17 protein-coding genes, 2 CRISPR repeat arrays and 2 riboswitches are annotated in these 20,221 nt (G+C 37.4%); of the genes, 5 read left to right on the top strand and 12 right to left on the bottom strand.

The features are described from left to right. Position 1: 1 nt before the first annotated feature. From cbiE to MHB75_RS03755, 7 genes are read right to left on the bottom strand one after another with little or no spacing between them, the layout of a single operon-like run. The gene (gene cbiE, locus MHB75_RS03785) at positions 2-1,207 is read right to left on the bottom strand and encodes a precorrin-6y C5,15-methyltransferase (decarboxylating) subunit CbiE (protein ID WP_340995993.1); all 1,206 of its coding nucleotides are present in this window, start codon (positions 1,205-1,207) and stop codon (positions 2-4) included. After that, positions 1,191-2,303 (bottom strand): cobalt-precorrin-5B (C(1))-methyltransferase, encoded by a 1,113-nt coding sequence (locus tag MHB75_RS03780; protein ID WP_121176835.1) that lies wholly within the window; start codon positions 2,301-2,303, stop codon positions 1,191-1,193. The genes cbiE and MHB75_RS03780 overlap by 17 nt, the downstream gene beginning before the upstream one ends. Next, positions 2,303-2,998, bottom strand: a complete 696-nt coding sequence (locus MHB75_RS03775; protein WP_068453937.1) for a precorrin-8X methylmutase — start codon at positions 2,996-2,998, stop codon at positions 2,303-2,305. The genes MHB75_RS03780 and MHB75_RS03775 overlap by 1 nt, the downstream gene beginning before the upstream one ends. A gap of 2 nt (positions 2,999-3,000) precedes the next feature. Further along, complete coding sequence (gene cobK / locus MHB75_RS03770; protein WP_340998549.1) at positions 3,001-3,756, bottom strand: precorrin-6A reductase; 756 nt, start codon at positions 3,754-3,756, stop codon at positions 3,001-3,003. Next, positions 3,753-4,664 carry a sirohydrochlorin chelatase gene (locus MHB75_RS03765; RefSeq protein ID WP_340995990.1) on the bottom strand — a complete coding sequence of 304 codons (912 nt, stop codon included), beginning with the start codon at positions 4,662-4,664 and terminating at the stop codon, positions 3,753-3,755. Before MHB75_RS03765 ends, cobK begins: the two co-directional genes overlap by 4 nt. 11 nt (positions 4,665-4,675) lie before the next feature. Then, a complete protein-coding gene (gene cobJ / locus MHB75_RS03760; RefSeq protein WP_141274408.1) occupies positions 4,676-6,307 on the bottom strand; it encodes a precorrin-3B C(17)-methyltransferase in 1,632 nt (543 codons plus the stop codon). After that, complete coding sequence (locus MHB75_RS03755; protein WP_340995989.1) at positions 6,307-6,681, bottom strand: (2Fe-2S) ferredoxin domain-containing protein; 375 nt, start codon at positions 6,679-6,681, stop codon at positions 6,307-6,309. The genes cobJ and MHB75_RS03755 overlap by 1 nt, the downstream gene beginning before the upstream one ends. 156 nt (positions 6,682-6,837) lie before the next feature. Continuing rightward, positions 6,838-7,019, bottom strand: a riboswitch (cobalamin riboswitch). A 227-nt stretch (positions 7,020-7,246) separates the two neighbouring features. Continuing rightward, positions 7,247-7,433, top strand: a riboswitch (cobalamin riboswitch). Between the two features lie 191 nt (positions 7,434-7,624). On the opposite strand from MHB75_RS03755, the gene MHB75_RS03750 reads away from it, so the two are divergent. From MHB75_RS03750 to MHB75_RS03730, 5 genes are all read left to right on the top strand, one after another. Further along, positions 7,625-8,305 carry an energy-coupling factor ABC transporter permease gene (locus tag MHB75_RS03750; RefSeq protein ID WP_087682538.1) on the top strand — a complete coding sequence of 227 codons (681 nt, stop codon included), beginning with the start codon at positions 7,625-7,627 and terminating at the stop codon, positions 8,303-8,305. Next, on the top strand, positions 8,305-8,598 hold the full coding sequence (locus tag MHB75_RS03745; protein ID WP_068453946.1) for an energy-coupling factor ABC transporter substrate-binding protein: 294 nt from the start codon (positions 8,305-8,307) through the stop codon (positions 8,596-8,598). Before MHB75_RS03750 ends, MHB75_RS03745 begins: the two co-directional genes overlap by 1 nt. After that, entirely contained in the window at positions 8,585-9,364 is a 780-nt protein-coding gene (gene cbiQ, locus MHB75_RS03740) for a cobalt ECF transporter T component CbiQ (RefSeq protein ID WP_285216232.1), read from the top strand. Before MHB75_RS03745 ends, cbiQ begins: the two co-directional genes overlap by 14 nt. Then, on the top strand, positions 9,361-10,185 hold the full coding sequence (locus MHB75_RS03735) for an energy-coupling factor ABC transporter ATP-binding protein (protein ID WP_340995987.1): 825 nt from the start codon (positions 9,361-9,363) through the stop codon (positions 10,183-10,185). The genes cbiQ and MHB75_RS03735 overlap by 4 nt, the downstream gene beginning before the upstream one ends. A gap of 171 nt (positions 10,186-10,356) precedes the next feature. Next, positions 10,357-10,650: a hypothetical protein gene (locus MHB75_RS03730; protein WP_340995986.1), complete on the top strand. Its 294-nt coding sequence runs from the start codon at positions 10,357-10,359 to the stop codon at positions 10,648-10,650. A 152-nt stretch (positions 10,651-10,802) separates the two neighbouring features. Next, positions 10,803-13,832: direct repeats of the CRISPR family, unit length 29 nt; unit sequence CTTTAAATCCCTCTATGTTCAGATAAAAT. A 154-nt stretch (positions 13,833-13,986) separates the two neighbouring features. On the opposite strand, the gene MHB75_RS03725 is transcribed toward MHB75_RS03730, so the two are convergent. The 5 genes from MHB75_RS03725 to cas3 all read right to left on the bottom strand — a co-directional run bounded on the left by MHB75_RS03725 (position 13,987) and on the right by cas3 (position 20,221). Continuing rightward, positions 13,987-15,158, bottom strand: a protein-coding gene (locus tag MHB75_RS03725; RefSeq protein WP_340995027.1) for an IS3 family transposase whose coding sequence is annotated in 2 segments (ribosomal slippage) — positions 13,987-14,897 and positions 14,897-15,158 — 1,173 coding nt in all. Because the reading frame shifts where the segments join, the coding sequence is not laid out codon by codon here. Between the two features lie 90 nt (positions 15,159-15,248). Continuing rightward, positions 15,249-15,993: a CRISPR direct-repeat array (repeat unit 29 nt; unit sequence CTTTAAATCCCTCTATGTTCAGATAAAAT). Between the two features lie 152 nt (positions 15,994-16,145). Next, a complete protein-coding gene (cas2, locus tag MHB75_RS03720) occupies positions 16,146-16,409 on the bottom strand; it encodes a CRISPR-associated endonuclease Cas2 (protein WP_068453957.1) in 264 nt (87 codons plus the stop codon). 1 nt (position 16,410) lies between these two features. Next, positions 16,411-17,394 (bottom strand): type I-B CRISPR-associated endonuclease Cas1b, encoded by a 984-nt coding sequence (gene cas1b / locus MHB75_RS03715; RefSeq protein ID WP_068453959.1) that lies wholly within the window; start codon positions 17,392-17,394, stop codon positions 16,411-16,413. 4 nt (positions 17,395-17,398) lie between these two features. Then, on the bottom strand, positions 17,399-17,899 hold the full coding sequence (cas4, locus tag MHB75_RS03710) for a CRISPR-associated protein Cas4 (protein ID WP_068453961.1): 501 nt from the start codon (positions 17,897-17,899) through the stop codon (positions 17,399-17,401). Between the two features lie 12 nt (positions 17,900-17,911). After that, positions 17,912-20,221, bottom strand: a complete 2,310-nt coding sequence (gene cas3, locus MHB75_RS03705; protein WP_340995984.1) for a CRISPR-associated helicase Cas3' — start codon at positions 20,219-20,221, stop codon at positions 17,912-17,914.

Here is a 20,221-nt window from a genome sequence, read left to right as displayed (position 1 = left end):
CTTAATTTTCCCCCTTGCTCGCTGTAATAATAAAGATTGGATTGAGTGGAACAAAACGTGTCATATCCAAAATCGGCTTACTACGTGCGATTTGCGCTTGGATAATATGTACGTGTAGACCCAATTCTTTAAAAATCTCAACGGCCTTTGCTAAATTTTCAATTGTTGTCGCATTTAAAACGATGCGCCCACCTTCATTTAAGCGTTCTGAACAAATCGTCAATAAATCACGAATATTTCCGCCTGTACCGCCTAAAAAGACCGCATCTGGATTCGGAAATTCGTCTAAACGCTCAGGTGCTTTCCCATGAATTGCCGTCACATCTACGCGAAATTTCTTCTGATTTTCAAGACAGTTTGCTAAATCAGGTTCATTCTTCTCAATCGCATAGACTGCTCCTTCTTTTGCAATACGTCCTGCTTCAATCGCCATCGAACCTGTGCATGTACCAATATCCCAAATAATCGAATCTGGCTTCACATTTAATTGTTGAATGGATAACACACGAATCTCTTTTTTCGTAATCAGCCCTTTATCTGGCTTGCGCTGTGAAAATTCCTCATCTTCAATACCAAGCGGCCATACATGCGGTGTTTCCTGTGCGATTAAAATGACCACATTCAGTGGCGAAAACGCTGCTTCTTTCATCTCATCTAATGTGAAATGACGACAGCGTTCCTCCACACCTTCTAAATTTTCAGCGACAAAAGCACGATATTCATGGAAGCCAAAATCAAGTAAATACTGTGCAATGGCATTCGGTGAATTCACGTCATCTGTTAAAAGCGCCACTTTCTTTTCACCATTCATCTTTTGAGCAAGACCTTTTATTGAACGACCATGCAAGCTAATCACTTTTGCATCTTGCCAGCTCGTTTGACAACGTGCAAATGCAAGTTGAACAGAACTCACATGCGGATAAATCTCTAATGGCATTTTGTTCGAAAGATATTGCCCAATTCCGTAAAAAAGAGGGTCGCCTGAAGCTAGTACGACAATGTTACCTGTAGCTGCTTGAATCTGTTCCACAACTTGTTTTAAACCGCCTTTAATGACGATTTTTTGTCCTTCATATGTATCGAAAAAGGCAAGAACACGCTCACCTGCGACTAATACATCACTTTGTTCAATCCATTCAGTTGTTTGTTGGTTTAAGGTAGCTTTTCCCCCATCACCAATCCCGATTAATTTAATCGATGCTGTCAATTTGTTCAGCCCTTCCTAATTGCTCACCCTTCATTGAATAAATGTAGGTACTCACATTGATGTTTCCTTTCACATGTTGAATCGACGCATGACAACATGCCATGCAAAGACGATCGAAAAAGGCTTGATAGCCATGTTCTAGCATAATCTCGCCTACTTGCGAAGCCGTATTCGCGTGCCTCACTTCTTCTTGTAATGCGGGCGGTACACCACTCTCTGCTGCAAGGTCTGCTAAAAACTCAAAGTTAATTGGCGCGCTTTTCGAGTGAACCATCATCACGCCTTGTGCCACTTTTGAGAATTTCCCCATCATACCGACCAATGTCACTTGCGGAATATCGTGTATTTTACAGTGCTTCAATGCATGACCGACAAAATCACCCATCTCAATAAAACATTCTTCAGCTAAATCAGGAAAAAGCGCCATCGCATAGCGCTCACTCCGTCCACCTGTCGTTAAAATCAAATGTTTTTGTCCTGCTGCATGTGCAACACTAACAGCTTCAGCAATACTCGCCATATAAGCTGCACTTGAAAACGGTACAACGGTTCCTCTCGTTCCTAAGATGGAAATACCACCGACAATTCCCAAGCGACCATTCAATGTCTTTTTCGCCAACTCCTCACCAGCTGGAACCGAGATGACGACTTTCACACCTCGCTTCACGCCGAAATGTTCGAGTGTCTCTTTCACAACTTCCTCTAACATTTTTCGCGGCACAGGATTAATCGCTGCTTCTCCAACAGGTACAGGAAGCCCTGGTTTTGTTACACGTCCTACACCGACACCACCATCTAAAACGATGGCATCACCTTCAATAAAAGATACAGTCGATTCAATCAGTGCTAAATGCGTCACATCAGGATCATCTCCTGCATCTTTAATCGTGCCACAACGAACAGCCTCTCCTTCTCGTACGGTATGCTCCATCGTAAATGTGGCATATTTTCCAACCGGTAAAAAAATCGTCACCGATTCTTGTTCTTCACCCGAAAGTAAAGCAATTAGAGCTGCTTTCGTTGTTGCAGTGGCACATGCGCCTGTCGTATAACCATGGCGCATATCTTTCGGATCTTTTTTCTTCTTCTTTTCCATTAGTCTTGGCGATCAGCTAAAATCGAGATTGCATTTAGTGCCGCAACGGTTACCGTACTACCGCCTTTACGACCTAAATTCGTAATAAAAGGCACTTCTGTCACTTTCGATAATTCCTCTTTTGATTCAGCTGCTGACACGAAACCAACCGGCATACCAATGATTAAATCGGGCTTTGCAATTCCTTCACGAATGAGGCGAATTAGTTCAAGTAGTGCAGTTGGTGCGTTCCCAATTGCATAAATACCACCTTCATGTAAGCGCGCTGCTTTTTGCATCGAAATAATCGCACGCGTCGTATTATGTTCCTTCGCCATTTTCGATACATCTTCGTCTGCAATATGACAATACAAGTCGCCACCATGTTTTTGGAATCGTTTACGACCTGAGCCACTTTGAATCATCTGTACATCCGCAATGACAGGACGCCCAGCACGAATCGATTCAATGCCTGCACGAATCGCATCTGGATGAATAATGACACTTTTTCCTAATTCAAAATCGGCTGATGCATGCACGATACGACGAATGATTGACCACTCATCTTCTGAATAGTCATGTGGACCATATTCTTCTAAAATCGTTTCAAAACTATATTCATAAATACGGTTCGGCTCTACTGTTAACGGTGTGAAATCCGTATTAAAGTTGTCTGTATTAATAAATAATTCTTTTTCCTGTTGCTCATTTGTCATGATCAAATGCCTCCTATAAATTGCTCAATATCATCAAAGTTACGGAACATATTCGGATAATCGATTTTCGGACGTGCAATCAAAATCACTTCAATTCCAAGTGCTAAAGCTGTCGTGATTTTCTCATCAACCGAACCAACCTTCCCGCTCTCTTTTGTAACCATCAATGTCGTATCGTATTGTTTATATAACGCCGTATTTAGCTCTGCTGTAAATGGTCCTTGCATCGCAATAATTTGCTTTTGCGGTAAACCAAGTGCTTCGCATTTTTCCATATTGTCAATACGCGGTAACATGCGTGCGATTAATGTAATGCCTTCTTCACCAAGTAAATGCTTCGTGAAAATTTGTAGCGTCTTACTCCCCGTCAGCAACATCACATTCCCTTTACGCTTTTTCGCTTCAAGCGCTGCTTCTTCATATGTTTCAACAACTGTAATTAAGTCGTTTTCATAATCTTCAGACATCCGTTCGTAGCGACAATACGGGACACCTGCTAACTGTGCCGCTTGTTGTGCATTTTTTGATGCTTCTTCTGCATAGGGATGACTTGCATCGACAATGATTTGATCACCGCGTGCTGTCACTTTTTCAGCCATTTCTTCTGCTGTTAAGCGCCCCACATGTGTCGCAATTCCCTCTGCTTGCAAACTCGCAGCCGCTGAATCTGTCACTACTGTTGCTAAAACATCGTGATGGTTATTCAGTCGAACAGCTAGCGCACGCGCATCACTCGTTCCTGCTAGAAAAAACATTATTGATGCACTTCCTTATGGTCGTGCGCATGGTCATGACTGTGGTCATGATCGTGATGATGGTGGTGATGCCCATGATCATGGTCGTGATGGTGATGATGGTCGACAAATTCAGATGCATTAATACGATATGTACATGTATCGCAGTTCATTTTCACATCGCCAGCTAATGCTTCTTCAATACGCTCAATCACCACTTTTTCAAGTAATGAATGGTAGCCAAAGTATTCGCATAATGTAATATCCATATCGTATTCCGTATCATAGCGCGCTTTCCAATCCGTCATACGCTCCATTAAGATACCTGTAAATAAGAAGTACGGTAGCATATATACTTTTTTCGCACCTAATTTTTCACAACGCATAATCCCCTCATCCACTGTTGGATAGGTCACACCCATAAACGCAGGCTCCACATTACGCACACCAATTTGCTCTGATAATAAGCGCGCGATTTTATAAACATCACTATTTGAATCTAAGTCACTACCGCCGCGTGCTACTAATAAGACCGTCGTATCTTCATCTTGTTCGTCTTTTACAAAACCACTCTCTGCTAAACGGTACTCTAAAATATCAATTAAACTTGGGTGAATGCCTAATGGACGACCATATGTAATCGATACATGCGGATACAATTCTTTCGCCTCATCAATCGCCATTGGAATATGAATTTTTGAATGCCCTGCTTGTAAAAGCATAATTGGAATGGTAATAATTTTTTGTGCGCCGCGCTCGACACACGCCTTCATTCCCTGTGCAATATTTGGACTTTCAAATTCTAAAAAACATGTTTCCACTAATAATTGTTCTGGTAATTGCGCTTCAATACGCTTTGCAAATTGACGTACTTCTTCATTTCCTGCTGGTAGACGACTACCATGACCGACGATTAATACTGCTGTTTTCATCTTCAACACTCCTAATCCCCACAAGGTGCAGGGGCAATTTTGATTTTTGGTGTGAGATCTTGATAAATAAAGTTTCCAATCTTCTTCACACGTTTAAAATATTTGAATAAGCGCTCATTCGGATGCGCATTTGCTTTATATTCTTGAATAATTGATTCTACAAGAGGTACTAATTGTTCTTTGTCTAGTCCTTCAACTACAGGTTGACCTGGGTGCGCCGTACGTCCGACAGGTTTTGCGCCGATAAAGACATCGAATGCACCTTTTCGGTAAACAATTCCGATATCATCCATCACTGCTTTATAACAAGCCATTCCGCAGCCATTAAAACCAATATTTAATGTTTTCGGTAGGCTCATTCCACCAAATGCCTCTTGCAAAGCATCGGCATATGGAATCGCATCGGCTTTTTCACCATCACAGAAATCACATGCCTTCATTTTCACAACATCGCCAACCGGTGCGATTATGAGACCGACTTCTCGTAAACGATCGGTAATACGTTCAGGTGATGTGGTTGGAATACGAAGAATAAATTCATGGTCTGGCGTATATTCCATCGAACCTTTTTCACCCACTACTTCGGCTAACACAAGCATTTGCTGTGGTGTAATCTTCTTATTCGCTACGCCTGGGCTGACCGCAAACTCGAAAATTGCCTCCATCTTCTGGTGAACATATTGTTTCGGTTCAACAACGGTTCCACCAAGATAGCCAAGCGCTTCCTCTGCAAGTGCTAGAGTATCTACTTCAGGCTTTTTCGGCTCCACTGTAGCAATCGCTTGCGGCGCGTATGACTTTCCTGTTTCCTGATCCATCGCCCATGGTTCTGCTTCTTTTTTCAAACGCTGATGCGGCTTTAACGGTTGTTTTTCTTCACCAAGTGTATATTTACGCTGATAACCACGCGGTGTAATCATCTTCCCGTCATACATGAATGTCGACGAATTCCCGATAACAACAGTCGTCAACATCCCAATATCGTGTTCCAACATATCTTGTAATGTCGTCATCTGAATTTGTTGTGTCTCACGATAAGCACTTTTCACTAGACCTACAGGCGTATCTGGATGACGATACATCAGTAAAATGCGCTGCGCTTCCGCAATTTGACGTGTACGGCGACCACTTTTTGGATTGTAAAACGCAATAACGAAGTCTGCCATCGCAGCTGCTTCAATTCGTTTTGCAATTAAATCCCATGGTGTTAAATGGTCACTCAAACTAATCGTACAAGCATCATGCATGACGGGTGCGCCTAGTAGTGATGCACATGAATTAATAGCTGAAATCCCTGGTACAATCTCAATCGGTACACCTGTTTTCTCCGTCCAACCTTGTTCAATTAACACTTCGTACACAAGCCCTGCCATACCATACACACCTGCATCGCCACTTGAAATTACGGCAACGGACTTACCTGCCTCTGCTTGTCTTACTGCTTCTTGCGCACGCGACACTTCTTCTGTCATCCCTGTACTAATTACGGCTGTCGCTGTAATTAAATCTTGAATCAAATCGACATAAGTTTTATAACCGATGACAACGTCACATGATTTTAATACCTCTACTGCACGATTCGTAATATGCTGAAAGTCTCCAGGACCGAAGCCAACGACATACAATTTTCCTTGTTGTGTCATTAAACTTCCTCCTTCACTTTTGAAATCCCCTTAATCGCTGGTGTATCTTCATTACGAACGAACGTGCCATTTTCAAATGTAATACGCGGTACAACCGTTTTTTGCTCGCCTGCAAGTTGCGCTACAAAACGTGTCGCTTCTTCTTCCGACGTAATGCTATACCAATCGCCTTTTGGATAGTGCACAACGACACATGCATCTTTACAACGTCCATTACAACGTGTACGTGATGTATGAATCTGCTCATCCAAGTTACGCGCTGTAATTTCCGCACGAATTTTTTGTGTAATTTCTTCTCCCTCTTTACGCATGCAGCTACTACCATTACAAATTAATACGTGTGATTGCACACCATTCAAATTCCAAGTTGTCATCTCTAACATCCCCCTCGTATGTATCCGAACGATCCGCTTTTGCGCAAACAAAAAACCTCTATTCTAGGCGAATAGAGGTTGAACATCCTAAAAATTGGCATAGCGAAATAAGCGTAGCCCAACTACTAGTTTGTCCAAATCTCTTCCCACCGAAAAGTTTGTCCGATTTTAGAAGCAGGTTTCCTGACTCAAGTGTATCCGAACGCAGTCCCTTCTCAGCAATTCGCCAATGGATCTGACTGTTTCGACACTTATACAGTAGCGGGGGCTGTAATGGCATCTCACCATTTTCCCTTTTAACCTAAAAAATAATAGGCACTCCTAAAATACAATCGTTATATGTAATTTCAAAATCTTGGTTATAATCATAACCATAATTTGTCTAACTTTCAAGACACTTTTCTGAAAATTCATTTTGATAAAATATTATTAAAGTTTATTCACCTTGAAAAAACACTGAAATCTCTGCATTTATCCAGAATTTTCACTTAAAAAATTTTTGTTAAAAAAAATACGTATTGTCAAAATTTAGCGTTTTATGATAAGCTTTTTTAGAAATATCAAATAATTTTAACGATTCGATGGTGTAAGTTTTTGATGAACTTACTTAAAAGGGAAATCGGTGTAAATCCGATGCTGTCCCGCAACTGTGAAGCGGAGTGTATGAACGATATGCCACTGTTCAATGAACGGGAAGGTGTTCATACATGATGAGGCGAAGCCAGGAGACCTGCCACCGAAGATTGATTTCACCCTACGAGGATAGGCGTATGAAAGACAGCTTTTTTTGCTATGTCTTTTTTAACCTATTCTATATTATAGAATAGGTTTTTTTGTGCACATTCTCAAAGAAAAAGGAGGACGTTTGAACGTGTTGAAGAAATTATTAAAGCTAGTTTATTTTTTACCCATTCTCTTAATCGTGCCAAATCGTGCGAATGCGATGCACATTATGGAAGGCTTTTTACCGATTGAGTGGGCGATTTTTTGGTGGGCGATCTCCCTACCATTCATCATTATGGGGATTCGTTCGATTCGAAAAACTGTAAAAGAACATCCTGAAACGAAGATGATGCTTGGATTATCTGGGGCTTTCGCTTTCGTCTTATCCGCGTTAAAAATTCCATCTGTTACAGGTAGTTGTTCACATCCAACAGGTGTCGGCTTAGGTACTGTATTATTCGGACCACTGGCGATGAGTGTTGTCGGTTCAATCGTGTTACTATTCCAAGCACTACTACTTGCACATGGCGGACTTACAACACTTGGCGCGAATGCCTTCTCAATGGCAGTTGCTGGTCCAATTATCGCATGGTATGTATTCAAAGGCGCTCAAAAAGCAGGTTGGTCATTCTCCGTTGCTGTCTTTTTAGCCGCAATGCTTGGTGATCTCGGTACATATACAATTACATCATTCCAATTAGCACTTGCCTTCCCTTCTGAAGCGGGTGGCATGCTTGCTTCATTCGCAAAATTCGCAAGTATTTTCTCATTCACACAAATTCCACTTGCGATTAGTGAAGGTTTATTAACGGTCATTGTTATGAACTTCTTACGAAAATACAATGTTGCAGAGTTGCGTATGTTAAATATTTTCACGAAGAAAAAGGAGGCAGCTGAATAATGAAAAAGAATCTATTCTTCCTTTTCATCGTCATCGCCCTTGCCATCTTCCCTTTATTTATTCAAAAGGGTGCTGAATTTGGCGGTGCGGATGGTGAAGCAGAAGCAGCCATTACTGAAATCGACAAAAGCTATGAACCATGGTTCTCGAGCATTTGGGAACCACCAAGTGGCGAAATCGAAAGTTTATTATTTGCACTACAAGCGGCAATTGGTGCAGGTTTTATCGGCTACTTCTTCGGTTTAATGCGTGGTCGTACGAAAAAAGAAAAGGTTTCGCATGATTCCAATTGATCAATATGCTTATACGAATCGTTTAAGCAACGTACATCCTTTAGAGAAGATGGTATTGGCACTGAGTTTTTTGCTATTCGCTGTCATCACAAAGGATGTACTTATTTCACTCATTACGTTTTTCGTAATGAGTACTTTTATTTTATTTGCCGCTAAAATACCATTATCACTCTATTGTAAATTACTTCTTTTGCCGGGTTTCTTTTTGCTGACAAGTATTTTTTCGATTCTTATTTCATTTACAACGGCCACACTTCCCCCTCACTATTGGAGTATGTCATTTGGAAGTGTTCAACTTTTTATCGGAAAAGCGAGTGTCGATACAGCGTTTCACCTTTTTTTCTCGGTGCTCGCAAGTATTAGTTGTCTTTATTTTATTGCGCTCACAACGCCGATTAGTGCCATCACATATGCGATGCGTCAATTAAAAATACCGATTATTTTTATTGAACTATGTGAACTCACATATCGCTTTATTTTTGTCTTTTTACAAAGTATGCAGGCCATTTATGAAGCCCAGCAATCCCGTCTTGGTTATCAAAAAAAGCGCCGCTGGTTTCAATCTGTCGGTTATTTAGTGACGGCCATGTTTAAAGATGTTTTTCGACGTTCAAAACAACTTCATGAGGCGATGGCTTCTCGTTGCTACAACGAAGATATTTCAAGCCATTATGTAACGTACCAAACCGAACGCAGAAACTGGCTTGGTATTGGCGTTAGTTTATGCCTACTCGGCGCAGTTTATCTAGGAGGTTTTTATTTATGATTACATTTGACCATGTATCGTACCAATATCCTGACGGTACAATCGCATTACACGACCTATCATTCACGTTACCGCAAGGGAAAAAAATTGCACTACTTGGCAATAATGGTGCGGGAAAATCCACACTATTTAAACATCTGAATGGCTTATTTCAACCAACGACTGGGACAATTTTTATGCATAATATGCCCTATCAATATAACCGAAAAGGACTTCAAGCATTACGTGGACAGGTCGGTATCGTCTTTCAAGATCCAGACGCACAGCTCTTCTCTGGAACGGTTGAACAAGACATCGCATTTGGCCCGACCAACCTCGGCTGGTCTTCTGACAAAATACATGCACAGGTTGAACACGTAATTACGCAACTTGAACTCGAATCATTACGAAAAAAGCCCATTCACTTTTTAAGTTTGGGACAGAAAAAACGCGTGGCGATTGCAGGTGTTCTCGCAATGGAACCCCATATTTTAATTTTAGATGAACCATCTGCAGGACTCGACCGCTACTATGCCACTCAAATTATGAAACATTTAAATGACTTTCATACGGAAGAACGGACGATTATTTTATCGACACACGACGTAGACTTCGCATATGAATGGGCTGACCTCGTACTCGTTATGCAAGACGGACAGATGACGTATATGGGGAATCCTGTCGCCCTCTTTGAAGAACAGGCGATTTTACAAGCAGCACACTTAGAACGCCCGCTACTCTTTGAAGTAGCGAAAGAACTAGGCATTCAGAACCTCGCCGATTACCCGCGTAGTCGTGTACAATTATGGGAGAAGATGAAACGACAAACCACGCTCGTGTAGGAGGTACAGGGAATCCAGATCCAAACATATGTCTATGATGAAGAAAATCAACCACAACTGCTTCATCAAACGCAGCATGTCCGTTTACAGGGTGGCTTTTCAAATGCTGAAGGCTTTCTCACCATTCAAACAGCTACCAAACACCTCTCAACCGAACATGTACCCGATGAATTGCATACACTCTGGCAATATATTGTAGATGGTTTTGCTGAATGTGTAGCACATGGCACAGCAGAAAGATATTTTCCAAATACACCGGTTATGATCAAGATGGAAAAACAACGTGCACGTACGATTCGCTGCACAATCGACGAACAAACAGTGGAAGCAGAAATGAATGTATGGGTGGAGGCGTTATATGAAGCAGGTATCGCTTGGTGCGACTGGCTAAATACACACACGCACAGCGCCATCGCAAGCAATCTCCATACACAGCTCGAACAACTCAAAAAAACCACTATATGACGAGATGTAGTGGAGATGAAAAAACTTCATATGAGTATGTAATAAACAAGCAGGTAAATCGTATTGATTTACCTGCTTGTTTTGGTGAAGCGGAAAGAATTACGTTAGCATGAGTGAATGATATATTTCAATCCACTTACTCATAAAGAGTGTTTTAAATCCCTCTATGTTCAGATAAAATGGTGATGTAGTGAAAGTAATCGGTCTTACAAAATCGAACTTTAAATCCCTCTATGTTCAGATAAAATCATTGATGATTTATATAAGCCAATCGACAGAAAGCCACCTTTAAATCCCTCTATGTTCAGATAAAATGCGCTTGTTGTGCTTCTAAGTGCGCTTTTACTACCTTTAAATCCCTCTATGTTCAGATAAAATTGTTTCGAATCGTAAAAAAGCATATTAGAAAAAATACTTTAAATCCCTCTATGTTCAGATAAAATAATACGTTTTCCGAATGGCTCGAAAATCATTTTTAACTTTAAATCCCTCTATGTTCAGATAAAATTTTATCAAAAAGTCAGATGGTGTGTCACTTGATTATCACTTTAAATCCCTCTATGTTCAGATAAAATTTTATCTGACATATTGACCTAAAAAACTATAAAAACTTTAAATCCCTCTATGTTCAGATAAAATCCGTTCTTCCGAAACTTCGGCTGCAACAAAAAAGACTTTAAATCCCTCTATGTTCAGATAAAATATCATGTGGCTTTAAAGTTGATTCTGAAGCTGTTGACTTTAAATCCCTCTATGTTCAGATAAAATTAGGTAATACTTTGGAATATATCAGATGTATGAGAACTTTAAATCCCTCTATGTTCAGATAAAATCTTCCGTAACCCAATCGTTAAAAAGTCAGTCATATCACTTTAAATCCCTCTATGTTCAGATAAAATAACGCTATTGTAATTCACTGTGATGTATTAAGTCGTCTTTAAATCCCTCTATGTTCAGATAAAATGAAATTAAACAAATTGCGAACGTTGTGGAAGGCAACTTTAAATCCCTCTATGTTCAGATAAAATATAATATCCCTCAGATGCAAACGCATCGTATTTATCCTTTAAATCCCTCTATGTTCAGATAAAATTTTCGTCCAATTCGATTAACGGTATTAAGGTATTGCACTTTAAATCCCTCTATGTTCAGATAAAATGTCGCGGTAAAGCGTAACCAGAATTCTGTTAAACGTTCTTTAAATCCCTCTATGTTCAGATAAAATTCTTGCCAAACTGGATTTTTATTAACTCCGATAGTCTTTAAATCCCTCTATGTTCAGATAAAATTTTAAAATTATTAATCTCTACATAGAACTGAAATAACTTTAAATCCCTCTATGTTCAGATAAAATTGAAAATCCATCGCGTAAAACGATTGAAACACCATTCTTTAAATCCCTCTATGTTCAGATAAAATTTTCTTGGTTCTGTTGAATTCCTTTGCGTAGCTGTCTTTAAATCCCTCTATGTTCAGATAAAATGAGTACCGGCGTCGACATTACGTTGTATTTCTCAATCCTTTAAATCCCTCTATGTTCAGATAAAATACAGATCTCGACGATACCGAGGCGCAATATGAGTAACTTTAAATCCCTCTATGTTCAGATAAAATCGCTGTTTTCGTGGTGCTGGTGGTTGATCCTCAACACGCTTTAAATCCCTCTATGTTCAGATAAAATGAAGATATTATCGGATCACAAGTACAATCAGAACTCTTTAAATCCCTCTATGTTCAGATAAAATGTATATCGGCGGTATCGATTCCAACGGCGATGAGCACTTTAAATCCCTCTATGTTCAGATAAAATGTAAACACATAAACAATGATATAGCGCTAACTCTAAAACTTTAAATCCCTCTATGTTCAGATAAAATTTATAGTAACCTTTAATAAGCCTATTCTATCAACAGATCTTTAAATCCCTCTATGTTCAGATAAAATAGTTTGCTAACTCACCAATACGTTTAGTCATACTTAACTTTAAATCCCTCTATGTTCAGATAAAATCCAATATCACCTACTAGAATAAGTTGTGTACCATTCTTTAAATCCCTCTATGTTCAGATAAAATGAGTATTAAAAAGACAAAAATTTTTCCATTAGCGCCTTTAAATCCCTCTATGTTCAGATAAAATGCTGGTGGTCCATACGCTCAACCACCGAACGAAAAAACTTTAAATCCCTCTATGTTCAGATAAAATGCAGACAAAGCAGAAAACTTCACAACGCTTTTAACATTTCTTTAAATCCCTCTATGTTCAGATAAAATCTCATTAGCTTATGCAATTAGTTGTCACCGTTCACCTTTAAATCCCTCTATGTTCAGATAAAATTAAACACTCAAATACAGTTAATGGCATCTATTCAAACTTTAAATCCCTCTATGTTCAGATAAAATCTTGCAACAGCAGCGTTGGACGGTCTTATGGCAAACTTTAAATCCCTCTATGTTCAGATAAAATTTTCACACTTGCTGTAAATCGTCAGTACAAAAAAGACTTTAAATCCCTCTATGTTCAGATAAAATGTATTACATCATCACAAGCTTACAATCTCTTATCACACTTTAAATCCCTCTATGTTCAGATAAAATATTTCTTTACCCACGAGTGTCCGACACGACAATATAGCTTTAAATCCCTCTATGTTCAGATAAAATTTTCAATCGGCTATATATAAATTAATACATAATAAAACTTTAAATCCCTCTATGTTCAGATAAAATTAGAAACATCTACTTTATCATTCACAATTAAATCACTTTAAATCCCTCTATGTTCAGATAAAATAGGTAATTCAAAATAAAACAGTTTCAACTTTTCAAACTTTAAATCCCTCTATGTTCAGATAAAATTATATTTGTCGAATATATGTAAATACTGTCGAATATCTTTAAATCCCTCTATGTTCAGATAAAATCATTTTCCTTAATCGCTTCAATCGGGTTTGGTATTTCCTTTAAATCCCTCTATGTTCAGATAAAATGGCGTTGAGAATGCAGTTATCGAAAGTGTTGCAACCTTTAAATCCCTCTATGTTCAGATAAAATACACCAAGTTTACACTCACGTCTAACACTGGTCTGATCTTTAAATCCCTCTATGTTCAGATAAAATCAAAATGCTAATCCCGATATTGCATTGAATTCGAACTTTAAATCCCTCTATGTTCAGATAAAATGAATCTTTATTCAATTGAATCTGATACTATGTCAAGAAAATGGACAGAGGAAATTGAGATTTCGCTCTGAATCTATCGCGCTATCGCTTGCTCGCCTCACAAATAATTTAAGGGGCGTAACCCTTAAATTATTTGTGAGGTTAAAAGGGGTAGATTATATGACTCTAGCTTTCTGTAAAACTTCGAAATATTGCTTTTCGTATGCAACTGGCGACATATAATTTGTATATGAGTGGATCCGTTTGTAGTTATAGAAACTAACGATGTATTCAATGATACTTTTCTTGGCTTGATCTCTCGTTTTATACTTTTCGTGAAAAACTAGTTCTCGTTTGATCACGCTATGAAACGACTCAATACATGCATTATCGTAACAGTTTCCTTTTCTGCTCATGCTTGTGATGATTCCGTTAGTTCGTAATACTTGTTGGTATTCCTTCGATGCATACTGGCTCCCACGATCAGAGTGATGAATAAGTCCAGAAGTTGGAGATTGAGCTCTAATTGCCCGTTTTAAGGCAAGAATCACTAACTCTTTTGTCATCCTCGCATCCATCGCCCATCCGATAATTCTCCTTGAAAACAGCTCCATAATTGTCGCTAGATACAACCATCCTTCACTTGTCCATATATACGTAATATCCGCTACCCATACTTTCCCAGGTCGGTCTACTTTGAATTGCTGGTCTAATAGATTCGAATAGATTGGTAGATTATGTTTTGAATTCGTCGTCGCTTTGTATTTTTTCACTGTTTTTGAACGTATTCCTTCATTTTTCATAATTCTCGATACTGTTTTTTGTGATACATGGACTCCTTCCGAATTCAATTGTTTTGTGATTTTAGGACTACCATAATTTCTTCTGGAATCTAAATACACTCGTTTTATTTGGCTTGTTAACTTTTCTTTACGCTCTTTTTGCTTACTTTTTGGGCGGTTCAGCCACTCATAGTAACCACTTCTTGAAACACCTAATACTTCGCACATCTTTGCCACACGGTATTCGTGTCGGTGCTGTTGAATAAAGTCATAAATTACTTCTGGTCTTTTGCAAAGATGCTCATAGCCTTTTTTAAGATGGCATTTTCCTCTTCTAGATCACGGATTCTTTTTTGTAACTCTTTATTTGCCTTGTCCTCTGGTTTTAAATTTCCGCTACCAACAAAAGCAGCTTCTCCATCTTTACCAAATTTTCTAACCCAGTTGTGTAACGTTTGTTCCGCAAGGTCTAGCTCACGTGCAACTTCCGCAACTCTCTTGCCACTTTCAACTAACTGTACTGCCTCTAATTTGAATTCTTTGTCGTAACTTTTTCGATTGGTCATTTTAGACACTCCTAGTAAATTATTGAGACTATTATACTTTATAAACTCCCAATTTACTGTGTCCATAATTTAGACTATCATCACATTTACCTTTAAATCCCTCTATGTTCAGATAAAATGGCAGTAAGTGATTGTATAAAATCACCATATTGCTCCTTTAAATCCCTCTATGTTCAGATAAAATCTAATAAAAAAAGACTGGGCAATTGCCCAGCCCTAACTTTAAATCCCTCTATGTTCAGATAAAATACAAGCACTCTTAGACCGTTTTCTTCTGTATTTTCTGCTCTTTAAATCCCTCTATGTTCAGATAAAATTCGTAAAAGACGGCAAAATCGAAGTCGACGCGTTATTGGCTTTAAATCCCTCTATGTTCAGATAAAATTGATACTTCAGGTAACATCGTTAAACAAACAGCACCCTTTAAATCCCTCTATGTTCAGATAAAATGGTTATGTAGAATACGAAACGGATGAACTTCCTGCCTTTAAATCCCTCTATGTTCAGATAAAATTTATCTCGTTGTAATTCTTTTACTACTTCTTCTAGCTTTAAATCCCTCTATGTTCAGATAAAATGTATTCATTACAACTTTCACACCACCATCGATTTTCTTTAAATCCCTCTATGTTCAGATAAAATCCCCAATTATTTCTTTAAATTTTTCACTATTTAGACTTTAAATCCCTCTATGTTCAGATAAAATCTGGTGGAATTAGGCGAGTGCGCGAACGAATGGCGCTTTAAATCCCTCTATGTTCAGATAAAATAAGAACATTCACATCATCAGCAATTGATACAAGCAACTTTAAATCCCTCTATGTTCAGATAAAATACCGACCCAAAACATGATAATACCAATGTTTTTAAGAGCGGTTTTGCAGTGAACCTCTAGTCGTGTAAAGTAACATTCTTAAAACAATATCACAAACACTAATATATCAACACTTCATTCGCATTTGCTAATATTATACCAGAATGCACCAATTAAAAAAATAAATCCATATCTCCTTTTTCATATCCAAATAATTCTTTTTTTATATGTCGTGGATTTTCTACCACATAATAATATAAGCTATCTTGTGCAGGGTCAATAATAGACTCGATTGCTTGTTTACACTTTAAAAATTGTGTTTTTGTAATTTCTCCTTCAAATACAGAATTTTGTGTCCATGTAAGATGTTCCTTTAATTTTTTGCAAACTTTCCCTACTCTTTTTACATTTACATCGTATGTGATAATGACAAACATTTCACCACCACGCTTTCAACGGTTTATAACTTGTATCACCAATGACATGCTTAATTAATTTGTAACACTCTAAACGAATAAAGTAGCGATAGGTTACTTTTCTTTTCAATTGACGATGCTGAATTGAATCTTTTAATTTTTTATCGAATGCTTGAATGAAGATTTTACGTCCTTGTTCAGATAAGTAGACAAAACCTTCTTCAAAATCAAAATGTTCTAATTGAATCTGTTTCGTATTCACAAGAGAAACGATTAAAGGATCTACAAAAAGAGGTTTGAAAATTTCGGCTAAATCCAAACATAATGAAAAGCGTTTTTGGGAAGGTTCATGTAAATAACTAATCGTTGGATTCAGTTGCGTTTTATAAATTTCACTTAGAATAGTCGTGTACATCATTGTATTACCAAAAGATATGAGTGCATTAAAAGCATCTTTAGGTGGACGTTTTGTGCGTTCCATAAAGGAAAACTCTTTTGGAATTAGTTCATCTAATGCTCGGTAATAGTTTTGTCTCATCATACCTTCTAATCCCATTAATTGCGCTACACTTTTCGCATTTCCAATTCCTTCACGTAATTTTTGAATTTCTTTTACATATAAAGAATCTTGATTGTGCTTTTTTCGATTAAAGCGAATCATATGAAATACTGCCGATTCTATAAAAGCCTTTGCTAGATATAGTCTTTTTTCTGGTTGTAAATAATGCGCGCTTTGATTTACTGTTACTAAACCAGATACCTTTTTTTCGCGTGGCAAGAAACTACCTGAATAAAAGCCATAATAGTTATAGATATGAATAGCTACATCTTTTTGTCCTACATAATTTAAAAAAGATGTATTCAAATTCACTTCTCCAAATAAGTGTAAGTTTTCAATTTGTTCAATTGGTAATGCTCTTTTTTGTTCATCTTCTGAAATTAAATAAATTGTATTATCTTTTCTTTTAACTGTTCCATTTGCAAACATATAAATATCACGTTGCATAGAATCACTCCTCTTCTAATGCATAGCAAAAGTCATAATATGCACAACTTTTACAATATGGTTTCTTTTTTAATTTAGGGGCAAAGGGTTCTTCCAAAATGGTATGAATTTCAGCTAAAATACGCTTAATTTCTTTTTCCTTTTCTTCTGTTAATTCTACGTCGATTACTTTCTTTTCTTTTGTATAAGCAATCCTTCCTTTTTTATCTATTCCTCTCAATTTCAATAAATATAAATAATACAATAATTGTAGTTCATCTGCTTTTTGCATTTTACTCGATAATTTAGTTTCTTGAATATACTCTTGATCTACTACATCTACTACTGCATGATTTGAAATGTTATATTCTTTCTTTTTTCTTTTATACGAATTTTCATGTAACACAGTTCCTTCTATTACCTTTTCATGTTCCGTTTCAAATCCAATTTGTTTACTATATAACCATAACTTCCGCTTACAAACCGCAAAATACTGTACATGTAAACCCCCTACTGTCTGATCCATTTACTCACCTCTTTAAAAAAAGTTGTCCACTGTCTCATCTAACACTAGGTCTAATCCCTGTTCTTTTGAATAAGATACGTCTGTTGAAAAATAAATATGTTCAAAATCTCGATAGGCAAATTTATTTAATTGAAAATTTTCGTTTTTCTTTTGATTTTCTAAACGATACGGATTTACTGTAATCAAGTATCGTTCCATATCAATTTGAATTTTTTTCATTTGGTTATATTGCTTCAATGTTTTCGCTTCATTATATTGTTCAATATATGCAATCACTTTTTCATAATTTTTTTGCCCTGCGACGAACGGAACTGTTGTAATATCTCTCAAAATTTTTTGAGCTTCTTCTTTTTTTAATTCAAATGGACGTAACCCTTCTAAATCCTCAAAAGTCTGTTCGAATATTTGTAAATATTTTGTATCTTCTAACTGTTCTTGACTAAATACATCTTTTACAATTTGAATTTTTTGTTGCTCATCTACTAATGGTGAGGGCAACTGAGTCAATTCTTGTAGACTATTTTCAACAATCTTTTTCTCATAAATATAGTCAATCCCGCTCACTTCTTCTAAATTAGCCGCAATAAAAATATTCGCCTCATTTGGAACGCCCCCATTGTAACGCTTTCCTGCACGATTACAACGTCCGAAGCGTTGGAACAATGCATCTGCTGTCGCAGCTTCTGTAAATAAATAATCAAAATCTACATCTAAAGAAGCCTCTACAATTTGCGTACAAATCCATACACCTGCTTCTTCATTTGATAACTGCGCAAATTTATAAATTTCTTTTTCTTTTGCTGTACGATGTAATGGTGTAAATTGTGAATGCAGTAGATTCGTTTGAATTTGTTGATTCTTTTTGCATTCTTTATAAAGTGCTAAAGCTTGTTTTACCGTATTTACGACAACCAATACTTTGGATTTCCTACCTTTTTCTTGTATATCATCTAAAAAATCATGTATGGATTGATTTCTCACTTCGACATAATGTCTTCTTGGTACTTCAGGATTTGAATCTCGGTCATCTCTCAACAAAATCGTTTCTTGAACGGTGTTTTTGCCTAATAACTCTAGCTCTTGCATTTTATCTAAAAAAATCGCTGGCATTGTAGCTGTCATAATCATCCATTTACCACCTAGTTCATCAATCATTTTTAATCCTTTTAGTAAAATTGCGACAATTTTCGGATCATATGCTTGAATTTCATCAATTACTACTTTTGAATACGCAAGCGTAGCGAGTTCAATTTCAAATGATTGATACAATAGTGGAAATTTGAATAACTGATCAACCGTAGAGAAGGTTAATTTTTCTGCTAGTCTCTCGGTATGTTGTGTATGCAAAACTAATTGTTCATACGACGTTTGTTCATGGTCCATCTCACTCTGAATTAAATAATCTAGTGCTGTGGAATGTAATAAACCTACATGCGGATAATTCATACCTTCTTTATTTGTTACACGCAAGTATAATGCATTTAAACTAACTCGCAGCGGTAATGTAATAAAGCCTTTTTGTGCATCAATCCAGATGAGCGCTGCTTCCGTCTTACCACTCCCTGTCTGTGCAATTAAAATAATATTTTTATCTTTATGCTGACTTACAAAAAGTTGAAGTGGACGTAATTGATTGTATTTTTCCACAATAAAAGCTTCCGTTTGTTTACCAACATTCGTGTGTGTTGCGCGCTCAATATAATGTGTAATATCTTCGCCTGGCAACTTAGCAGAGGCAGCACGGTCTGTTTTTTGTAACAGTCCTTTCAGTAAAATATAGTTGGTGTGTAGTTGTTTCTTTTCTAATTGTTGATAGATGAGTGAACGATTAATTAAGTGTTTCAAAAAACCACTGTTTGGTGGACCAATTTCTTGTTGAAAATCTTGTTGAATCTCTTGTAAATAAGGTGCTAATTGTTCTTCATAAATTGACTTTAATTCATCTAGGTGAGGAACTTGACTTCGTTCATGATGATAACCAATTGCTAACGTTAAAATGATTAAATCATTTTTCGGATATCCTTTTTTACTAAGTGACTTTAATGGCAACATCATCGTAGAAAGATAATTATGTGGGTAGTTACGCAGTTGGTTTTGTTGATTGATTGGTAGTTGTAGTGCTTGCTGAATGCGCTGTTGAAATCCTGTACTGTATTTACCAATATCATGATAAAGAGCTGCTATTTCAAGCAGCTCCCATTGGTTAGGACAAAATATAAGATCAGATTCCACAGCTTTTTTCAAAACACGAACAGCCTCTACCACATCATCTGTATGCTCTTTAATCGTCAAGGTAGTTGGTTTTGATTTTGCATAATACAT

The sequence above is a fragment of the Kurthia sp. FSL E2-0154 genome (genome assembly GCF_038003625.1).
In the GTDB taxonomy this organism is placed as follows: Bacteria; Bacillota; Bacilli; order Bacillales_A; family Planococcaceae; genus Kurthia; species Kurthia gibsonii.
The sequence above is the reverse complement of the archived record's forward strand: the minus strand, read 5'-3'. Positions and strand labels throughout refer to the sequence as shown.

Excerpts from the sequence above, each read along its gene's own strand:
- MHB75_RS03755 (WP_340995989.1), bottom strand. The coding sequence starts at position 6,681 with ATGACAACTTGGAATTTGAATGGTGTGCAATCACACGTATTAATTTGT.
- cas2 (WP_068453957.1), bottom strand. The coding sequence starts at position 16,409 with ATGTTTGTCATTATCACATACGATGTAAATGTAAAAAGAGTAGGGAAA.
- cbiQ (WP_285216232.1), top strand. The coding sequence starts at position 8,585 with ATGATTCCAATTGATCAATATGCTTATACGAATCGTTTAAGCAACGTA.
- MHB75_RS03765 (WP_340995990.1), bottom strand. The coding sequence starts at position 4,664 with ATGAAAACAGCAGTATTAATCGTCGGTCATGGTAGTCGTCTACCAGCA.
- MHB75_RS03775 (WP_068453937.1), bottom strand. The coding sequence starts at position 2,998 with ATGACAAATGAGCAACAGGAAAAAGAATTATTTATTAATACAGACAAC.
- MHB75_RS03780 (WP_121176835.1), bottom strand. The coding sequence starts at position 2,303 with ATGGAAAAGAAGAAGAAAAAAGATCCGAAAGATATGCGCCATGGTTAT.
- cas1b (WP_068453959.1), bottom strand. The coding sequence starts at position 17,394 with ATGCAACGTGATATTTATATGTTTGCAAATGGAACAGTTAAAAGAAAA.
- MHB75_RS03735 (WP_340995987.1), top strand. The coding sequence starts at position 9,361 with ATGATTACATTTGACCATGTATCGTACCAATATCCTGACGGTACAATC.
- cas3 (WP_340995984.1), bottom strand. The coding sequence starts at position 20,221 with ATGTATTATGCAAAATCAAAACCAACTACCTTGACGATTAAAGAGCAT.
- MHB75_RS03750 (WP_087682538.1), top strand. The coding sequence starts at position 7,625 with ATGCACATTATGGAAGGCTTTTTACCGATTGAGTGGGCGATTTTTTGG.
- MHB75_RS03745 (WP_068453946.1), top strand. The coding sequence starts at position 8,305 with ATGAAAAAGAATCTATTCTTCCTTTTCATCGTCATCGCCCTTGCCATC.
- cobJ (WP_141274408.1), bottom strand. The coding sequence starts at position 6,307 with ATGACACAACAAGGAAAATTGTATGTCGTTGGCTTCGGTCCTGGAGAC.
- cas4 (WP_068453961.1), bottom strand. The coding sequence starts at position 17,899 with ATGGATCAGACAGTAGGGGGTTTACATGTACAGTATTTTGCGGTTTGT.